This is a genomic window from Psychroserpens sp. (assembly GCF_047633235.1).
Classification (GTDB): domain Bacteria; phylum Bacteroidota; class Bacteroidia; order Flavobacteriales; family Flavobacteriaceae; genus Psychroserpens.
In genome coordinates this window covers 1-19,790 of record NZ_JBLIET010000004.1, presented here as the reverse complement: position 1 = coordinate 19,790, position 19,790 = coordinate 1, and the positions used below count along the sequence as shown (strand labels likewise).

At 34.7% G+C, this 19,790-nt stretch carries 15 protein-coding genes and 1 pseudogene; 9 read left to right on the top strand and 7 right to left on the bottom strand.

All coding sequences use genetic code 11. The annotated features are described in order from the left end of the window. Positions 1 to 20: 20 nt before the first annotated feature. Together ACJAZK_RS01980 and ACJAZK_RS01975 are read right to left on the bottom strand one after the other, a co-directional pair. Positions 21 to 2,189: a hypothetical protein gene (locus ACJAZK_RS01980; protein WP_415222349.1), complete on the bottom strand. Its 2,169-nt coding sequence runs from the start codon at positions 2,187 to 2,189 to the stop codon at positions 21 to 23. Positions 2,190 to 2,193: 4 nt separating this feature from the next. Then, positions 2,194 to 4,116, bottom strand: a complete 1,923-nt coding sequence (locus tag ACJAZK_RS01975) for a transglutaminase-like domain-containing protein (RefSeq protein WP_415222348.1) — start codon at positions 4,114 to 4,116, stop codon at positions 2,194 to 2,196. 390 nt (positions 4,117 to 4,506) lie between these two features. Here ACJAZK_RS01975 and ACJAZK_RS01970 point away from each other — a divergent pair, with 390 nt between their 5' ends. From ACJAZK_RS01970 to ACJAZK_RS01955, 4 genes are all read left to right on the top strand, one after another. Continuing rightward, positions 4,507 to 4,782 (top strand): DUF4212 domain-containing protein, encoded by a 276-nt coding sequence (locus tag ACJAZK_RS01970; RefSeq protein WP_415222347.1) that lies wholly within the window; start codon positions 4,507 to 4,509, stop codon positions 4,780 to 4,782. A gap of 19 nt (positions 4,783 to 4,801) precedes the next feature. After that, a complete protein-coding gene (locus ACJAZK_RS01965) occupies positions 4,802 to 6,502 on the top strand; it encodes a sodium:solute symporter family protein (RefSeq protein WP_415222430.1) in 1,701 nt (566 codons plus the stop codon). Between the two features lie 2 nt (positions 6,503 to 6,504). Beyond that, entirely contained in the window at positions 6,505 to 8,412 is a 1,908-nt protein-coding gene (gene acs, locus ACJAZK_RS01960) for an acetate--CoA ligase (RefSeq protein WP_415222346.1), read from the top strand. A 90-nt stretch (positions 8,413 to 8,502) separates the two neighbouring features. Then, positions 8,503 to 9,327, top strand: a complete 825-nt coding sequence (locus ACJAZK_RS01955; protein ID WP_415222345.1) for an alpha/beta hydrolase — start codon at positions 8,503 to 8,505, stop codon at positions 9,325 to 9,327. On the opposite strand, the gene ACJAZK_RS01950 is transcribed toward ACJAZK_RS01955, so the two are convergent. Next, the gene (locus ACJAZK_RS01950; RefSeq protein WP_415222344.1) at positions 9,324 to 10,529 is read right to left on the bottom strand and encodes a multidrug effflux MFS transporter; all 1,206 of its coding nucleotides are present in this window, start codon (positions 10,527 to 10,529) and stop codon (positions 9,324 to 9,326) included. The genes ACJAZK_RS01955 and ACJAZK_RS01950 overlap by 4 nt on opposite strands. 120 nt (positions 10,530 to 10,649) lie before the next feature. Between ACJAZK_RS01950 and ACJAZK_RS01945 the strand changes: the two genes are divergently transcribed. The 5 genes from ACJAZK_RS01945 (at position 10,650) to ACJAZK_RS01925 (ending at position 15,570) form a co-directional block, all read left to right on the top strand. After that, entirely contained in the window at positions 10,650 to 12,419 is a 1,770-nt protein-coding gene (locus ACJAZK_RS01945) for an ABC transporter ATP-binding protein (protein WP_415222343.1), read from the top strand. Between the two features lie 30 nt (positions 12,420 to 12,449). Further along, positions 12,450 to 12,896 (top strand): DinB family protein, encoded by a 447-nt coding sequence (locus ACJAZK_RS01940; RefSeq protein ID WP_415222342.1) that lies wholly within the window; start codon positions 12,450 to 12,452, stop codon positions 12,894 to 12,896. Between the two features lie 3 nt (positions 12,897 to 12,899). Continuing rightward, positions 12,900 to 13,430, top strand: a complete 531-nt coding sequence (locus tag ACJAZK_RS01935) for a GNAT family N-acetyltransferase (RefSeq protein ID WP_415222341.1) — start codon at positions 12,900 to 12,902, stop codon at positions 13,428 to 13,430. 78 nt (positions 13,431 to 13,508) lie between these two features. Next, complete coding sequence (locus tag ACJAZK_RS01930; RefSeq protein WP_415222340.1) at positions 13,509 to 14,597, top strand: amidohydrolase family protein; 1,089 nt, start codon at positions 13,509 to 13,511, stop codon at positions 14,595 to 14,597. Positions 14,598 to 14,937: 340 nt separating this feature from the next. After that, positions 14,938 to 15,570, top strand: a complete 633-nt coding sequence (locus ACJAZK_RS01925; protein ID WP_028873521.1) for a MarC family NAAT transporter — start codon at positions 14,938 to 14,940, stop codon at positions 15,568 to 15,570. Between the two features lie 38 nt (positions 15,571 to 15,608). Here ACJAZK_RS01925 and ACJAZK_RS01920 read toward each other — a convergent pair whose 3' ends face one another. From ACJAZK_RS01920 to ACJAZK_RS01905, 4 genes and pseudogenes are all read right to left on the bottom strand, one after another. Then, positions 15,609 to 17,150, bottom strand: coding sequence for an acyl-CoA carboxylase subunit beta (locus tag ACJAZK_RS01920; protein ID WP_415222339.1), 1,542 nt, complete (start codon positions 17,148 to 17,150; stop codon positions 15,609 to 15,611). Positions 17,151 to 17,390: 240 nt separating this feature from the next. Then, positions 17,391 to 18,836: an acetyl/propionyl/methylcrotonyl-CoA carboxylase subunit alpha gene (locus ACJAZK_RS01915; protein ID WP_415222338.1), complete on the bottom strand. Its 1,446-nt coding sequence runs from the start codon at positions 18,834 to 18,836 to the stop codon at positions 17,391 to 17,393. Between the two features lie 94 nt (positions 18,837 to 18,930). Further along, positions 18,931 to 19,419 carry an acetyl-CoA carboxylase biotin carboxyl carrier protein subunit gene (locus tag ACJAZK_RS01910; RefSeq protein WP_415222337.1) on the bottom strand — a complete coding sequence of 163 codons (489 nt, stop codon included), beginning with the start codon at positions 19,417 to 19,419 and terminating at the stop codon, positions 18,931 to 18,933. A 185-nt stretch (positions 19,420 to 19,604) separates the two neighbouring features. After that, positions 19,605 to 19,790: pseudogene (locus tag ACJAZK_RS01905) on the bottom strand (hypothetical protein); the annotation flags it as partial.

Below are 19,790 nucleotides of genomic sequence, written 5' to 3'. Positions count from 1 at the left end.
ATTTTGGATAGAGTTCTATTCTAACTTTTTTTTAATAAAATCTTTTCGTTTGTAAATTGGTTGGCTTCATCTAAAAATAGAATCATTTTGTTCCAGTTACTATTTGGCTCATAATAGTTTTTGTACTGCTTAGATGTTTTAATAATAAGCTGATTTCCTTCTAGTTTAGCAGTACTAATAAAGGCACCTGTTTCGTTATCAACAGATTTATTAAGTTTATCTAATCCAGCAACCGTATAACCATCTGGAATGTTTAAAGTAATCTGGTAATTAAAACTTCTAGGGTAAGCCATATAGATGTTTGCAGTTCTATTGCGCTCATTATCGCTTAAATCAATTTGACCACCAATGAGCTTTCCAATTTCAATTATATAATTAGGTCCTGCTTTTTTGATCAAAGCATTTTTAGCTTTAAAACTTTCAGTAAACGTAAAATAAGAATCTAAACTAAAGCGACCATTGGCATCAATAGAGTAGCTGTAATCTTCTATGTCATCACAAGAATATTCTTCTTTTGCACTGTCTTCAAAACGTTCCTTTTGCTTTGTTTTCAATTTTTCATTAAGCGCTTTTAATTCTTTTGCATATTTGATTTTATCTTTTTTTCGGCGTACAAGTTCAATCCAAGACTCAGTGTCATACTTTTTATAATCTTCATTCACATAATCGCTATACAGTAAACGATCGTATTGTTGATCTGATTTTTCATGACCTTTAAAACTATTAATAGAGGTTAAGGTGATTTCAGAAAAATCGTCATTCAAAGAAACGGTCATGTCTTTTTTAGTTTCGTTTTGTGCATATATGGACGTTGGTAATTTTCCTTTTTTTACTTGATCAATCCTATTTCTACTTGCAGATAACAAATAGACGTCTGTATTTTCTAACAACGGCGGAAATTCATTTATAGTCGTGTGAGGTCCAAAATAAGAGGCATATAGAGGAGTCTCAGTATTTACTTTAACAAGAACATTAATATTTTTCTCAATAAGTAAATCCTCTAAAGGGCCATCATAACGCTTCTGTCCAACAACTATTTCGTAATCAATTTTTTGACGTTTTAAAAATTCTGTAAAGTGTCTGATAAACTGTCTTTCATTTTGAATAAATACAATATTACTGCCATAAACCATAAATGGATAGGATGTAATTTTTGCTTCTTTAATGAAAAACCCCTCTACGAAACGAGTTAAATAGTAATGCCTCATATAGTAAAAGGCAGCAGTTACTTTGTGGGCATCATTATCAAACGTTTTCTTTCTAAAGAAATCTTTAACGTCGCCTATGTCGCCATCTGGTTTGAAACGATGATCATAAAGATCAAGAACCTCCTCTTTAGTCACATTCGTTTTTATGATGTCTTCATCTTCTGGTAAAAAGGCTAATGCGCGATCTTCAAATTTACCAGAGCGAGCAAAATATACTTGAAATTTGTAAGATGGTGATTCTACTAATGGATAAAACCATCGCGTAAATTCACTTTTTGCTATGTTGTTTTCAGTGAGTTCATAGCGTCTAATGTTTCTCTTTTCCGAAGTGATTTGTTTTAAATCTGGAGCACCATTGTAAGAATCAAAGTTGATAAAGAAATCATTTTCGGTTTCAAAATAAAGTTTCAAATCCATGATTGGATATTCTTCTCCCAAACTTGTTTCTACAGGATCAAACCCAAAAGCATAGGTAGATTTAAAAGGTTCTACTTTATAATAGTAATAATCAATAATATCTCCAACTTCTAAATTAGAGATGGCTAATTTAGTTTCGCCATCAACCTCTATAGCGTCTTTTTCTACATCAATTTCTGCTTCAGTACCATCTGGTTTAATAACTTTAACACCTACAAATGTATTTCCTTTTCTTTTCCAAGAAAATTGACCTTTAGAGGATTTAAAACGTTTGGTAAATGTAAATTCTGAAAATTCTTCAACAGCAGCATTATCTAATAGCTTTATTCGTTTCCTAATAGAGTTCGTGTAGGTGACACTTTTCCCAAAACTATGAAAATCATAATTCAGATTTTTATAAATAATGACAGCAGATTCATTAGTCCATTTTTCTGGGATATCATTGGCATTTTTATAAGTGTCTTTTGCTCCCCAAAAAAAGTCTTTTGCATCTAACTCTTCTTTAGATTGTGAAAAACTAGAAATAGAAAAGGCGAGAAATAGGAGTAGAAAGAGTTTAGGCATGATATTAGTCTTTAGTTAAGATAATTTGTTCGTTATAAACAGCGTTAAGTTTAGTGATAAATTCATTCCACTCTTCAAAATCATTAATTTCTACTTTGGCGTATTTGATTTTAAAAAATTTCTTGTAAATAAGCGTATTGTTTTCTTTCGTAAAATTGACTTGCATATCGAAATTAGTACTAGATACATTGATGTTTTCTGGTAAATGGGTAATTGTATACCCTGTCGGAATTGTCAATCGCGTTATAGATTCTAAGTCTTTTTTAGTATCAAAAATGAAGTCTGTATGTCGTTTTTCCATAGTATAACCAGATAATTCTTTATCAAAATCGAGGTCTATATAAATTTGACCATCAAATGAAGAGATTGCATTTTTAATAGCTACATTGTAAGAAATGTTGATGTTATTGTCGCGATTTAATAGATCTGATGTTATAATATTAGATACTTTAATATTTCTATTTCCTTTATTGAGATAATACTCTAAGAACTCATCTTTCTTGTCGTTTTTGAGACTATTAAAATAGTAAAGTAATTGTGCTCTGCTTTCACCACTAAAAGCCTTATTTACGCTTCCAATAATTTCATTATCAGTTAATTCAAAGTTGTAAGCAAACTTTTCTTTGTTAAAATCTGCGGCAGTTGTTGGTACATATTCTAAAATAAATTCTTTTCCATTTTCAATAAGTACTTGCTTTCCTTGGATGCGATCTGCATATTCACCAAATGAATTAAACTTTTCAGTACCATCTAAAAAGATGATTTTATCATCCTTAAATAAAGTACATATCATATGATTGTCTACAGATAGGCTAGGCGTAGAGTAATCATAAGCAATATGCTTTGTGCCTATCCAAGTTAAACGGGCATCAAATCCTGCTTCAAGAAGCATCTGCTTAGTTAGGTTTGCCATGCCTTTGCAATCCCCATAACGTTTGTTAAAAACATTGGCAGCTTCATCAGGTTTGAAACCTGCGATGCCATCTTCAAAGGCAATATATCTAATATTATCCTGTACCCAATAATAAATATTTTTGATTTTTTCGTTATCAGAACTTGCGTTTTCTGTTAATTCAATAACTTTAGATGTAATATCTGTGTTGTCATTATCAAGACTATTAACTAAAGATTTGTACCAATTATATAAATCCTGAGTCGAGTCAAATAAATTAACAGTCTCCTCACCATTTTTAAATGTTTTCGCTAAAATAAGAACGTGAGGATAAATATAGGATGGTCCTGGAGCATTACTATCATCATACATCGCCGATACATTTTTGAGTGTATAGGTATGTATTTTGGCATTACCTTTTGAGTTACTAGTCACTTTCTTCTCAATAGCATGACCTTCAAAATTAAGTTCTTTGAGTTCGAGGTTTAACCAGTTAGGGATCTCAACTTTTATCGTTTTTTTTACTGTTGGATATTCATTATTAAAGTACAGTTTAGTAAAATATTTAACATCCTTATAATGTTTTTCTATATGCGTTAAGTAGCGGTATCCTCTCAGAGGGAAATCCATAACAGCATACTGTACACGACTGTCATTGTGAAACAAGTCATTACTTTTATAAGCCTCATCTTTTACATAAAAATTAGCTTCTTTTTCATTTCTATACATGATTTTAAACTCCTCAATGGAAGATTCACCATCATAAAAGCAATATTTTTGAATGTCTGCTCGCGAATCAATATTAATCATGTTGTCTTTTGCCGAATGTACAACAGTTACTTTTTCATCACGCTTATTGAGATCAAAAGTCACGTAGTCTACGCTAGAAATCAGTGCGATGTCGTCATCAGGAAACTGTTCTTTTAATACGTTAGCCTTTGCTTTGTCTTCAACTGTAGGTTCAATACGTTTTTGTGAAAAAACAACAGTTGTTACTAGTATCATCACAGTGATACTTAGAATTTTTTTAATCATAAATAGTAGTTAAGAGTGCTAAGATATCATTTCAATATAAAACTTGAAACATATAGGACGCCTTTTTCTTCGGAAATATCTCACAATTATAAAAAACAGTTAAACAGTATTTTTAAGATGGCTGGGATTTATAAATATAGATCAAAAGATGTCTAATTGTCATCAGAAGAGATCACTAGCCAAAACAGGACGCTGTTATAGATCAGTTTTTTTTATTCCGAAGGCCACGTAATTAAAAATACATGTTAAATATGAGGACTTTAAATGTTGCTGTAAATTTTTATAGTTTAGTAATAATATCTAAAATGTGACTCTACAATACTCAAATTTGAACCAGAAATTTTAAAATAATTAAATGTTATATTTAACCTTTAAAGTTAAATAAAACAAATGGCGAAGCAACCGGAGGACATTAAAAAAGAGAAGGCTAAAGCCTATTGGAAAGAAAACATTAAATATCTCAGTATTCTTTTAGTCATATGGGCTTTAGTCTCCTATGGTGCAGGGATATTATTTAAAGATGAGCTCAATACTTTTAGATTAGGCGGCTTTAAATTAGGATTCTGGTTTGCCCAACAAGGCGCAATGTATGTCTTTGTGATACTCATCTTCATCTATGTAAGAATCATGAATACCCTAGATAAAAAATATGGTTATGATGAATAGTTTGTCGGTAATACTAGCTATGGATGTACAAAACTGGACATACCTTTTAGTGGGCGTTACATTTGCTATTTACATCGCCATAGCGATTTGGTCAAGAGCAAGTTCGACAAAAGAATTCTATATAGCAGGAGGTGGAGTGTCTCCGTGGGCAAACGGGATGGCAACAGCTGCAGACTGGATGAGTGCTGCGTCATTTATTTCAATGGCTGGTATCATATCGTTTTCAGGTTATGATGGTGCCGTATATCTCATGGGTTGGACTGGAGGCTATGTGCTTTTAGCTTTATTATTAGCACCATATCTTAGAAAGTTTGGAAAATTTACGGTTCCAGATTTTATTGGAGATCGCTATTATTCTAATTCTGCTCGAATTGTAGCAGTGTTTTGTGCTTTATTGGTGTCTTTTACATATGTCGCTGGACAAATGCGTGGTGTCGGTATTGTGTTTTCAAGATTCCTAGAAGTTAATATTACCACAGGTGTCATTATTGGTATGCTTATCGTATTATTTTATGCGGTTTTAGGAGGAATGAAAGGTATAACATATACTCAAGTTGCTCAGTATTGTGTACTTATTTTTGCATTTATGGTACCTGCCATTTTTATATCAATTCAAATGACAGGAAATCCAATTCCACAATTAGGATTTGGGAGTGAAATAAATGATGGTTCAGGCGTTTTTCTATTGGACAAACTAGATGGATTGAGTACAGAACTTGGGTTTTCAGCATATACAGAAGGCACTAAGTCGACTATTGATGTCTTCGCAATTACTTTAGCATTGATGGTTGGTACCGCAGGATTACCTCATGTTATTGTGCGATTTTTTACAGTTAAAAGAGTCAAAGATGCTCGTAAATCGGCAGGAATCGCATTGTTCTTAATTGTGATTTTATACAGTACAGCTCCTGCAGTATCTGTGTTTGCGAGAACAAATATGATTGAAACGTTGTCTAATAAACCTTATGCTGAAGTTCCTCAGTGGTTTAAAAAGTGGGAAACTACGGGATTAATCACGTTTACTGATAAAAATAATGACGGTTTAATTCAATATCTAGCAGATAAAGAAAAAAATGAGTTAATCGTAGATAGAGATATCATGGTTTTAGCTAATCCCGAAATTGCCAAACTACCAAATTGGGTAATCGCTCTGGTTGCAGCTGGCGGATTGGCGGCGGCATTGTCTACAGCAGCAGGTTTGCTCTTAGTAATTTCCGCTTCAGTTTCTCATGATTTAATCAAAAAAGTAATTAACCCAAAAATTTCAGAAAAATCAGAATTAAGAGCTGCACGGTTGTCTGCTGTAGCAGCAGTTTGTGTTGCTGGATATTTCGGTATCAATCCGCCAGGGTTTGTAGCAGCTGTCGTTGCACTTGCTTTTGGTCTGGCAGCAGCATCATTTTTTCCCGCCATTATTTTAGGTATTTTTTATAAACGGATGAATAAAGAAGGCGCTATATCAGGAATGGTTGTAGGTATTTTTGCAATGCTTTTATATATGATGAAATATAAATTAGGTTGGTTTGATGCTGTTCTACCCAGTGAAAATGAATGGTGGTTCGGAATTTCGCCAGAAGGTTTTGGAAGTATCGCAATGTTAATTAATTTTATGGTGGCAATAGTTGTAATGAAATTTACAAAACCACCTCCTAAAGAGGTTCAAGACATTGTAGAAAATATAAGAATTCCGTCAGGAGCAGAAGATGCTACAAATCATTAATTATGAGTAATTATCACATAAAACATTTAGAGGAGTATTATCAAGTCTATAGAAAATCTGTTAGAAACCCAGAAAGTTTCTGGGAAGAAATAGCCGAAGAACATTTTCTGTGGCGAAAAAAATGGGATATTGTTTTAGAATGGGATTTCAAAAAACCAGAAGTAAAATGGTTTCAAGGTGCACAACTTAATATTACAGAAAACTGCATAGATAGACACTTAGCTACAAGAGGAGATAAAACCGCTATTCTTTTTGAACCTAACAACCCAGACGACGATGCAGAGCATATTACCTATAATCAATTATATCATCGCGTCAATCAATTTGCCAATGTTTTAAAAGCGCAAGGTGTAAAAAAAGGAGATCGTGTCTGTATTTATGTGCCTATGATCCCAGAATTAGCAATTGCAACTTTAGCATGTGCTAGAATTGGAGCTATACACTCTGTAGTTTTTGCAGGTTTTTCTGCAACAGCATTAGCAACTAGAATTAACGATAGTGATTGTAAATTAGTCATTACAAGTGATGGTTCGTATCGAGGTGCAAAAACCATCGATTTAAAGGGTATTGTAGACGAAGCACTAGAAAGTTGTGATGGCGTAGAATCGGTTTTAGTCGCCAAGCGAATTAACTCAGATATTACTATGAAAGAAGGTCGCGATAAATGGTTACAGCCATTACTAGATGAAGCTTCTAATCAATGCAAAGCAGAAGTTATGAATGCTGAAGATCCTTTATTTATTCTATATACGTCTGGTTCTACAGGAAAGCCAAAAGGAATGGTTCATACCACAGCTGGTTATATGGTGTACACAGCATATACGTTTAAAAATGCATTTCAGTACAGGGAAAATGATGTGTATTGGTGTACCGCAGATATTGGTTGGATTACGGGACATAGTTATATTGTTTATGGGCCATTGTGCAATGGAGCAACAACGGTGATGTTTGAAGGTGTACCAAGCTATCCAGATTATAGTCGTTTTTGGGACATTGTAGAAAAATACAAAGTTAGTCAGTTTTACACAGCTCCTACCGCTATTAGAGCCTTAGCAAAACAAGGAGTAGAATTTGTAGAGAAACACGATTTATCTTCTCTTAAAGTTTTAGGTAGTGTAGGTGAGCCAATTAATGAAGAAGCTTGGCATTGGTATAACGACAATATAGGAAAAGGTAAAAGTCCAATTATAGATTCTTGGTGGCAAACAGAAACGGGTGGAATTATGATAACACCAATTCCGTATGTGACACCAACTAAACCGACCTATGCAACCTTGCCATTTATTGGCATTCAACCCTGTATAATGGATGAGGATGGTCAAGAATTAGAAGGCAATCAAGTAGAAGGGCGTTTATGTATAAAATTTCCTTGGCCAAGTATTGCCCGCACTATTTGGGGAAATCACCAGCGTTATAAAGACACGTATTTTTCGACCTATGAAAACAAGTATTTCACAGGTGATGGAGCACTAAGAGACGAGGTCGGTTATTATAGAATAACAGGTAGAGTAGATGATGTTATTATTGTTTCTGGTCATAATCTAGGAACAGCACCAATTGAAGATGCGATTAATGAACATCCTGCAGTTGCTGAGAGTGCTATTGTTGGTTTTCCGCATGATATCAAAGGAAGCGCATTGTATGGTTATGTCACTTTAAAAGATTCAGGAGAAGGTAGAAACCACGACAATCTTCGCATAGAAATTAATCAATTGATTTCCGATCGTATTGGGCCAATTGCAAAACTAAATAAAATTCAATTTACAGAAGGTTTGCCAAAAACACGTAGTGGGAAAATCATGCGACGCATTCTTAGAAAAATTGCCGAAAAAGATACCAGTAATTTAGGTGATATAAGTACGTTGTTAAATCCAGAATGTGTGCAGGATATTATGGATAATGGCTTATAAATTAATTGAGATAAGATGAATTTTGACTGTATTACAGGTTAAATTAGCATTGTAATAATTTAATGCAGTACCAACGGTTTAAAGACAAACATGATAAAGAAAAACATACTTCCATTTATACTATTCATTATTTTTTCAAGTTGTGCTTCCAAGAAGTTTAAGGATATTACATACTTAGAAAAAGAGAACATTGAAGAAACTCTTAAACTTAATATTTTTCAACCTAGAGACAAAACTGCAGGAAAATTACCAGTGGTGCTATTTGTGCATGGTGGCTATTGGACAGAAGGAGACAAAAATATTTATGGTTTTTTAGGACGTAATTTTTCTAAGAATGGTGTGGTTACGGTGATCCCATCTTATACATTAAGTCCAAAGGCTAATTACGACACTATGGCCTTCGAAATTGCTAAAGCATTGGAGTGGACCGCAAACAATATTAAAGACTACAATGGTGACCCAGAACAAATTTATTTAATGGGTCATTCCGCAGGAGGCCATCTTATTGCGCTAATTAGTACCAATCCGAAATACTTGGAAAACACCAAAGTGATTAAAGGTGTTATTTTAAATGATGCAGCAGGATTAGATATGTATACCTATCTGCAAAATAATCCGCCAACGATGGCATACAATTATAAAACAACATGGACTACAGATCCCAAAGAATGGAAAAATGCATCTCCACTTTATTTTGTAGATGAAAAGTCACCTCGGTTTCTTATTTATGTAGGTGAAAGGACGTATTCGTCAATCATAAGACAGAATTCAGTTTTTGTGGAAAAACTTAATAAATTTCAGCCTGAAGTAAACCTTATTTTTTTAGATAAAAAACACGTGCCAATGATGAGTCATTATCTCTTTCCTTGGACAAAACGTTATGATGAGATTTTGGAATTTATTAATAAAAGTTAAATTTTAATCAATCCACGCCTTCTCTTCAACCAAACAAACACTAGTAAAGACAATACTCCAAAAATAGAAAACCCAATAAATAACGGGAGTACAGAGGTCTTTACGAAACTACCTACATAGTTAGCAATTGGAACTGCCATGACTGTGGATACGAATCCGTTGATTGCGGCACCAATGCCTGCAATATGTCCAAGAGGCTCCATTGCTAACGATCTCAAATTTCCGAAGAGAAAACCAACAGCAAAAAATTGCATTAAAAAGAAAGCGACCAATACATAGACACTTGGGTTTACACCTGTATGGAATAAAGCTACATATAATAAAGACACGGCAGCGTAGGCTACAGTGGCATAAAAAGCAATATTAAAAGAGCCAAACCGTATAACCAACCTACTATTGGTAAACGTCGCAAATCCTACGGAAAACGCGGTACTTCCAAAAAGATAAGGAAAAAGCTCTCCTAATTGATACTGATCTTGATAAATTTGTTGTGATGTACTCAAATACACCATAAAAGAACCCGTAATAAAACCAGAGACTAAGGTAAATGCCATCGCGTCTTTATGTTTTAAAAACTCTTTGCTTCCCGTAATGAATATAGCCGGTGAAAATTTAATTCGGTTTTTGGGTGCTAAGGTTTCGGGTTGTCGCTTCCAGAACCATAATACGATGAGTAATCCTATGATGAGGTTGGCATTAAAAATAGCTTTCCAATCAAAAAAATCAAGTAGTAATTGTCCAAAAGTTGGTGCTACAATAGGCACCAAAATAAAGAACATCACAATAATAGAGAGAATCTTCGCCATAAAATCACCACTATAAGTATCACGAGTCATCGCTATAGCAATAGTTCTTGGGGAGGAAAGACCAATACCTTGAAGGATGCGACCAAAGATCATGACTTCTAAGCTATCTGTATTCACACAAATAATACTCGCGATAACAAATACAGCAAATCCAAAATAGACCATTGGTTTTCTTCCAAAACTATCAGATAGTGGCCCAAATATGAGTTGCCCAAAACCTAAGCCTAAAAAAATCATGGTAATCATCAACTGATTGTCCTTGACATCAACCACACCAAGCGCACTGCCAATTTCTGGTAAGGCAGGTAATAAGGCATCAATTGACAAAGCTACAATAGACATCAAAGATGCCATAAGTGCTATAAATTCAATCTTATAGGTGGGTTTTTGTTGCATCGTGCAAAAGTACGAGAAAAGAAAGAGTATTTGCGGGGATAATTTGAATTAGCAAAACATTAAGGTATCAAAAGATTTGATACGAATTACAACCGTATCTTTGCACTACGAAATTCAATTATGAGACATCTACAAACACCAGAATCTAAAGATAAAAGCAAACCCAAAGTCACCTTAAAACAAGCTTTTAAGACTATTATTTGGCCACGAAGAAATTTAGTTTTCCTAGGATTAATACTTATCATTATTAGAAGTTTATCAGGACTCGTATTGCCTTGGCAAAGTAAAGTATTGCTTGATGATGTCGTACCAAATGGCAATACAAGTGATATTTGGATGCTTATCACTATTGTTATGATTGCCATTGCAATACAAGCAGTGACGTCTTTTCTACTCACAAAAATTTTGAGTGTACAAGCACAGTATTTAATTAGTGAGTTGCGTGCACAGGTTCAAAAAAAAGTATTATCGCTACCAATTAGTTTTTTTGATAATACAAAATCGGGTGCTCTTGTTTCACGAATTATGAACGACGTAGAGGGGGTTCGAAATCTAATTGGTACTGGATTGGTGCAATTGGTTGGTGGAAGTTTTACAGCAATCGTATCCTTAGTGATTTTAATAAAACTAAACGCTTGGATGACCTTATTTGTGTTTGTTCCTATATCTATTTTCGGAATAATAGCCTTAAAAGCTTTTAAATACATCCGTCCAATTTTTAGAACTAGAGGAAAAATTAATGCTGAGGTTACTGGTCGATTAACCGAAACTTTAGCAGGTGTTCGTGTTATAAAAGCTTTTAATGCAGAAGATCAGGAAAATAAAATATTTGAAAAAGGTGTGGATAGACTATTTCAAAATGTAAAAAAGAGCTTGACTGCAACGGCATTAATGACCAGTTCTTCCGCTTTTTTAATTGGAGTAGCTACAACCGGAATTATGGGAATTGGAGGATATTATATGATGCTAGGAGAGATGACAACTGGTGAGTTTTTATTTTTCACCCTAATATTAGGTTTCATGATCGCACCCATTGTACAAATGAGTAATATAGGTAGTCAGTTGACTGAAGCTCTAGCTGGTTTAGATCGCACAGAGGAACTTATGAATTTAGCTGCGGAAGACGACGATACCAATAGAACCATAGAACTAGAAAATTTCAAAGGTGAGATAGAATTCAATGATGTCTCTTTTGCTTATGAAGTAGGGAAGCCTGTATTGCACAATATTAATTTTAAAGCAGAAACAGGCTCTGTGATCGCGTTGGTTGGAAGTTCCGGTTCTGGAAAATCAACTATCGCAGGATTATCCGCCACGTTTTTGAATCCGAAATCCGGAAAAATAACGATTGATGGTGAGGATATTTCACAAGTTAAATTAAAAAGTTTTAGGAGACATTTAGGCGTCGTTCTTCAAGATGAGTTTTTATTTGAAGGTACCATTAGGGAGAATATTATGTTCCCTAGACCAAATGCTACAGAAGCACAATTACAAGCCGCAGTAAAAGCAGCATACGTTAACGAATTTACAGATCGTTTTGATGAAGGTTTAGATACCTTAATAGGTGAAAGAGGTGTTAAGTTATCGGGAGGTCAACGACAGCGAATCGCCATTGCAAGGGCTGTTTTAGCAGATCCTAAGATTATTATTTTAGATGAGGCAACGTCTAATTTAGATACTGAGAGTGAGGCTTTAATCCAAAAATCATTAGCACAATTAACTAAAGATAGAACAACGATTGTGATAGCTCACCGCTTGAGTACGATTAGAAAAGCAGATCAAATTTTAGTGATAGAAAACGGTAAAATTGCTGAGCGTGGTAATCATGACGAACTCATTGCTTCGCAAGGGCGTTACTTTGATTTATATACGTATCAAGCTAAGATTTAGTATGTTTATGGTGCATTAGGAATTGAACTTATGATTACAGAGACTTTAATAAAACTCTTCAGGAGAGATTTAAATGTATTAAAACAGGAAATTAACGCCTATAACATCGAAGAAAACCTTTGGGTTTCAAACGAAACGATATCTAATTCTGCAGGAAACTTAGCGTTGCACCTTATTGGGAATCTTAATCATTTTATTGGAGCCACTTTAGGTGACTCTGCTTATGTAAGACAGCGTGACTTAGAGTTCTCACTCAAAGATGTGACAAAAGAAGAAATGATTATTCAAATCGATGATACTATACGTGTTGTTGAATCTGTGCTTAACCACTTAACCGACGCTGATTTACAAAAAGAATACAAACGTCGTGCCTTTGAAGATGTAATGACTACCGAATATTTCTTAGTTCATCTAAGCATGCACCTAGCATATCATTTGGGGCAAATAAATTATCACAGGCGTTTATTAGATATATAGCACATGATGACTTTTGATCATTTTAGAATTAATCTATTACAACCCAACGAAGGAGAAGCATTTTTTAACTTGATCGATAGTAATAGAGTGCGATTGGAAGACTTCTTTGCAGGAACAGTTTCTAAGACATTGACACTTGAGGATGCGATGAATTATTGTGTTGAAATTGAGCAGCGCATAAAAGGCAAGAGTTATTTACCCTATATGATTACGAATTCAACTACAAATGCGTTTGTTGGATTGGTTGATGTTAAGAATATAGATTGGAATGTGCCAAAAGCAGAACTCGGTTCATTCATTGATACAACCTATGAAGGACAAGGTATTTCAAGTAAAGCGACTCGTCTTGTAGTTGATCATATCGTTGGAAAATATCAATTTATAAAACTACTATGCAGCGCTAACAGCAGAAATAGAGGAAGTATGGCAGTCATTCTTAAAAACGGATTTGAACTCGAAGGAACCATTCGTAATGACTACAGAACAACCAAAGGTGAAATCGTAGATTTAAACTATTATGGACGTGTGTTTTAATTGGTTAGATGTTAAACACTTGCTAAATCTATACTGCTATTACATGCGATGTGTAACTTTAAACCATAAAACAGCACCATGAAAATAAAACTTTATAGTCTATCAATACTATTACTTAGCGCGTCTTTCATATCATTTTCTCAAGAGTTATCTTTTGAAGAATACAACCCAAAATCAACATTAGTTGTTCCGGGAAGAATAATTAAAAGCGCAAAATTCCCCTTCATTGATGTGCATGGTCACCAATACCAAATGCCAACTCAAAATTTAGGGCCTGTAATCGCGGCAATGGATACCTTAAATATGGGAATTATGGTCAATCTCAGCGGAAGAACGGGAGATGACCTTATAAAATCGGTTGCTAATATTGATAAGAATTATCCAAATCGTTTTGTGGTTTTTTGTAATATCAATTTTGAAGGCGCGGGCGCAGAAGGATGGATAGACGAAAAGGTAGCGCAATTAAAAGAGGATGTAGAGCATGGAGCGCGCGGTCTCAAAGTATATAAAAGTCTTGGTTTACGTAATAATGATTTAGACGGTAAGCGTTTAGCGATAGATGATGCGCGTTTGAATCCCATTTGGAAAACCTGTGGAGATTTAGGAATCCCTGTGTTGATTCATGCTGCAGATCCTAAATCATTTTGGGATGAGTTTGATGGTGATAATGAACGATGGTTAGAATTAAAAACACATCCGCGTCGTAAACGTGAGGCTAATAATCCTGCACCTTGGGGGCAAATTATACAAGAGCAGCATAATATGTTTAAAGCGCATCCAAATACAACGTTTATCAATGCACACATGGGATGGTTTGCTAATAACCTCGGTAAATTAGGAGCGTTGTTAGATGACATGCCAAACATGAATGTTGGTATAGGTGCTATTATTGCTGAGTTGGGAAGACAGCCACGCTTTGCAAAAGCCTTTTTTATTAAGTATCAAGATCGTATTCTCTTCGGAAAGGATAGTTGGAAACCAAATGAATTTCCAACCTATTTCAGGGTTTTAGAAAGCGCTGATGAATACTTTCCTTATCACAAAAAATATCATGCCTATTGGCCAATGTACGGTTTAGACTTACCAGACGAGGTACTTAAAAAAGTGTACTATAAAAATGCTTTACGAATCGTTCCTGGTTTGAATAAGAGTCTATTTGATAATTGATTTTAAAGGTGTTTACCCCTAAGCTTAGGTGACTCAACTTCTTTGTGGTTTAACATTGCAAGCGCTTTGATTAACTTTCCTCTTGTGTTCTTCAAAAGAATAGCCTCAGTTTAAGACCTCTTTTTTTAAAATCATAAGGATTAGCAATTTTGTTTTCTTTGATAGAATTATAAATAGTTCTTAATCTATTTAAGGACTCACTTAGCATGTCACCTAAGGCAAATTAAGGATCATAAACGAACGTTTAATTTAGAATAAAAATTTTACAATTTATTAACTGTTCCATAAGATTATATTAAAGCGTATAACTAAAAATAAAGGTCTCTTTACTTAAAAAAAAATGGAGTTATTTTTAGTCGCTTTTGGAGCCTTATTTTCAATTATGAATCCTTTGGGAACAGTCCCTGTTTTTGTTGGATTAACAGAAGAGCATAGTAAAAAGGAACGTGCAATCACTGCTTTTTGGACAGCCATTGACGTGCTTATAATCTTACTCTTATCTTTTTTTGCAGGACATTATATTCTATCCTTTTTTGGGATTAGCTTAAATGCCTTAAAAATTGCAGGAGGTTTAATAATCGCTTCTTCAGGTTTTGCTTTGTTAACTGGTAAATTTAAGGAGCACAAAGGGATGAAGCGGCAGAAAGTACAGGAAGATATTCATTCTCGAGAGGCTATTTCACTAACACCTTTAGCCATACCTATGTTAGCTGGTCCTGGAACCATTTCTTTGCTCATTACCTATAATCAAGAATATCAACGTACTATAGATGTTTTAATAATTGTTGGTGCCTTGGTGTTAGCAGCACTATCCATTTATTTAGTGTTAAAAGGAGCACATTTTATTGTGAAGTTTTTGGGAGCGTCTGGTATCAACGCACTGTCTAGAATTATCGGGTTTATTGTTATCGCTATTGGTGTTGAATATATTATTGCTTCTGTGGTTGATATAGTCTCTCACATTAAATTTTAAAACATAAAAAATCACTTAACTTTGAGTGGTTTTTTGTTTTATAAAGGAATATTTCCATGCTTTCGTTTAGGTCTGTCCACGTCTTTATTTTGTAGCATAGCAAATGCCTTAATCAACTTTCGCCGTGTGTCCTTAGGCAGGATGACTTCGTCAATAAATCCGCGTTCAGCAGCGCTATAAGGGTTGGCGAAAAGTTCAGCATATTCTGCTTCTTTTTCTTTCCACTTCGCTTCTTTGTCTTCAGAAGCATTGATGTCCTTTTTAAAAATGATCTCTGCAGCACCTTTTGCGCCCATAACAGCAATTTCTGCACTTGGCCAAGCAAAATTCATATCACTACCAATATGTTTTGAGTTCATGACATCGTAAGCGCCTCCATAGGCTTTTCTAGTAATAACTGTGATTCTTGGCACTGTAGCTTCACTAAAGGCGTACAGCAATTTTGCGCCATGAACAATAATTCCATTCCACTCTTGGTCGGTTCCAGGTAAAAATCCTGGCACATCTTCTAAGGTCAACAACGGAATATTAAAACAGTCACAAAAACGAACAAAACGTGCTGCCTTTCTAGAACTATTCACATCTAAAACACCAGCTAAAAACAGGGGTTGATTGGCAATAATTCCAATACTTCGTCCTCCTAGTCGTGCAAAACCTACAAGTATATTCTCAGCATGATTTTTATGAATTTCATAAAATGAATCTTCATCAATAATACCAGTGATTACCTCATGCATATCATAAGGTTTGTTGGCGTTATCTGGTATAATTGTAGATAAATTTTCTCTGACTTCATCTTGCAGTTCAAATGGGAGTAGCGCAGGAGTTTCAGTATTATTTTGTGGCAGATAGCTCAATAGCGATTTTAGATCTTCCAAACATTCTATGTCATTTGGAGATGTTTTATGAGCCACCCCAGATTTTGTAGAATGTGTGCTTGCTCCTCCAAGTTCTTCTGAAGTCACCGTTTCATTGGTTACTGTTTTTACGACATTTGGTCCAGTGACAAACATATAGCTCGTGTCTTCCACCATTAATGTGAAATCTGTCATTGCAGGAGAGTACACGGCACCACCAGCACAAGGTCCCATGATTGCAGATAATTGAGGTATCACACCAGAGGCCTGTACATTGCGATAAAAAATATCAGCATAACCTCCAAGAGAACGCACACCTTCCTGTATACGGGCACCTCCAGAATCATTAAGCCCTATTATTGGAGCACCCACTTTAACTGCTAAATCCATAACCTTGCAAATTTTTTCGGCGTGCGTTTCAGATAATGAACCACCAAAAACAGTGAAATCTTGAGCAAAAATATAGATTAGTCTTCCGTTAATAGTGCCATAACCTGTAACCACACCATCCCCATAGAATTTTTGCTTTTCCATGCCAAAATCTTTTGTCCTGTGCATTACTAAGGCACCAATTTCTTCAAAGGATTGGTCATCTAAAAGATACATGACGCGCTCTCTAGCGGTCAATTTCTTTTTTTCATGCTGCTTATCAATTCTAGTTTGGCCACCTCCTAAATGGGCTAATCTTAATTTTCCGGTGAGGTCTTTTATTTTATCGTCCATTGGTATGGTGTATTGTTTTGTTGCTTTTTGTTGAGTTGTTTTTACTCAAACATGATACTCATTTTATACATACTGCTGGTTATAAAAACCCTTCTTATGTCACTTTGTGAAATCTGTCTTCCAATTGCGAAAAGGGAAGAGCTTTACTATTGATAAATTTTAATTTCAACTTTTTTCAAATGCTCTTAAATTCTGTGCTTTCTTCGTGAATCTCTGCGTGATAGTTTTTCAACTTCAAGTTCAACTTCTTTCTGGAATTTTCAATTGTTTCTGTTCCTCGATATAGTGCTTAACTGCAATTAAAGCAGCGATTCTAGCTTCAGTTTTTTGTTGCTCTAATAATTGTTCTGGCCCATAATATTTTTTCACAAAATTGGTGTCAAAATTACCACTTCGGAAAGCGTCATGTTGACAAACAAAGGTTCCAAATGGTAAGGTGGTTTGAATACCTTCTATATGATAATCGCTAATGGCGCTTATCATTAACGAAATGGCCTCGTCACGCGTATTTCCGTAGGTAATCAACTTAGAGATCATAGGGTCATAATAAATAGGAATTTCCATGCCTTCTTCAAATCCGTTATCAACTCGAATCCCTTTGCCTTCCGGCATTTTGTAGGTGTCTAAAGTTCCAACACTAGGTAGAAAGTCATTAAGCGGGTCTTCAGCATATACACGCAATTCTAGAGCGTGACCATGAATTTTCAAGTCCTCTTGTTTAATCGGAAGCACTTCTCCACGAGCGACTTGAATTTGGAGTTCTACTAAATCTGTATTAGTTATAATTTCGGAAACAGGATGTTCTACCTGTAACCGTGTATTCATTTCTAAGAAATAGAAATTGAGGTGCTCATCTAGTAAAAATTCTACAGTACCAGCACCAACATAATCACAGGCTTTCGCCACTCTTACTGCTGCGTCACCCATTTGTTGACGCAATTCTGGAGTAAGCACACTAGATGGTGCTTCTTCAACGACTTTTTGATGACGACGTTGAATACTGCATTCGCGTTCAAATAAATGAATCACATTGCCATGTGAATCTGCCATCACTTGAATTTCAATATGTCTAGGTGATGCGACATATTTTTCTATAAATACCGAGCCATCACCAAAAGAATTGATCGCTTCACTAATAGCGCGATCCATTTGAGATTCAAACTCAGCTTCATTTTCTACAATACGCATTCCTTTTCCACCACCGCCAGCAGACGCTTTTATAAGAATAGGAAATCCGATTTTTGCAGCTATTTTTTTGGCTTCAGGAATATCTGTAATGGCTTCGTCTGTTCCTGGAACCATTGGTATATCGTACGCTTTGACAGCGTCTTTAGCAGCTAGTTTGCTCCCCATGATACGAATGGCGTGAGATTTTGGACCAACAAAAATGATGTCGTTTTTTTCGCAAGCCTCTGCGAAATCTCCATTTTCACTAAGAAACCCATAACCAGGATGAATAGCATCCACGTTTAATTCTTTTGCGACTTTAATGATTTTGTCACCTAACAAGTAGGATTGGTTAGAGGGAGCTTCCCCAATAAGAACGGCTTCATCAGCAAATTTAACGTGAGGTGATTGTCTGTCTATTGTGGAGTAAACAGCAACGGTTTTGATTCCCATTTTCTTTGCGGTTTTCATCACACGTATGGCGATTTCTCCTCTGTTTGCTACTAGTATTTTTTTCATTCAAAAAATGTGTTTTTTCATTTCCGTGAAAACGGAAACCTTAATCTTTTGTACCGACAAGCTTTATGAAGCTTTACAAGATATTAATAAGTGATTATGTATCAAATTCAATCAGCAATTTATTTTTATCTACAGCGTCTCCTTTTGCTACAGAAATAGATTTAATAACACCTGCTCTTGGAGACGTTAATACATTTTCCATTTTCATAGCTTCCAAGATTAAAAGCGTATCGTTCTCTTCAACTTTTTGGCCAATTTTTACACTAATTTCAAGAATTAATCCAGGCATTGGTGCTTTGATATCATTAACTGTTTTTGAGCTTCCTAGTTCAAATCCCATTTCTTTTATTAATGAGTCTAACTCATTAAAAATGTGTATATTATAATTAGTATTATTAACTTTTACTTGAATTAATTTTTTATTGAAATTTGAAGTGGATATTTCAGCTTTAAAAGAGGTGTTATCATATAAAACATGATACGCATTTTCTGAAACTTTGATGCTGTTGAGTTGGGAACTTTCTGTTTCTGAAATATCAAAATTTAATGACGAATTGACATTTACTTTAAAGGATTGACTCATTAAAATAGGTTTTAATTTGATGTAAAGATAACGAAATATAACGTTTTCGTAAACGTGAATTTTTAATAAAAGAACTAAAAATATTTATAGATATTATAAGTTGTTTTGAGGATTAAAGCCCAAATCACATAGGTGTTTTTTATCACTTTACGTGCCATTTTTATTCCAACAATTACTAAAAAAAGTTAAGTTATTTCTTTTAAAATAGCTTCGATCACATCTTCATAATAAGCTTTGTTGGACTGCACAAAATGATTGTTTATACCAATGTTATCAAGAATTTCATGAAACTCAAACATAGAGACATATTTTAAATCTTCTACTTCTTCTATTTGCGCATCAAAATCTTCTAACCATAAATCAGTCTTAAC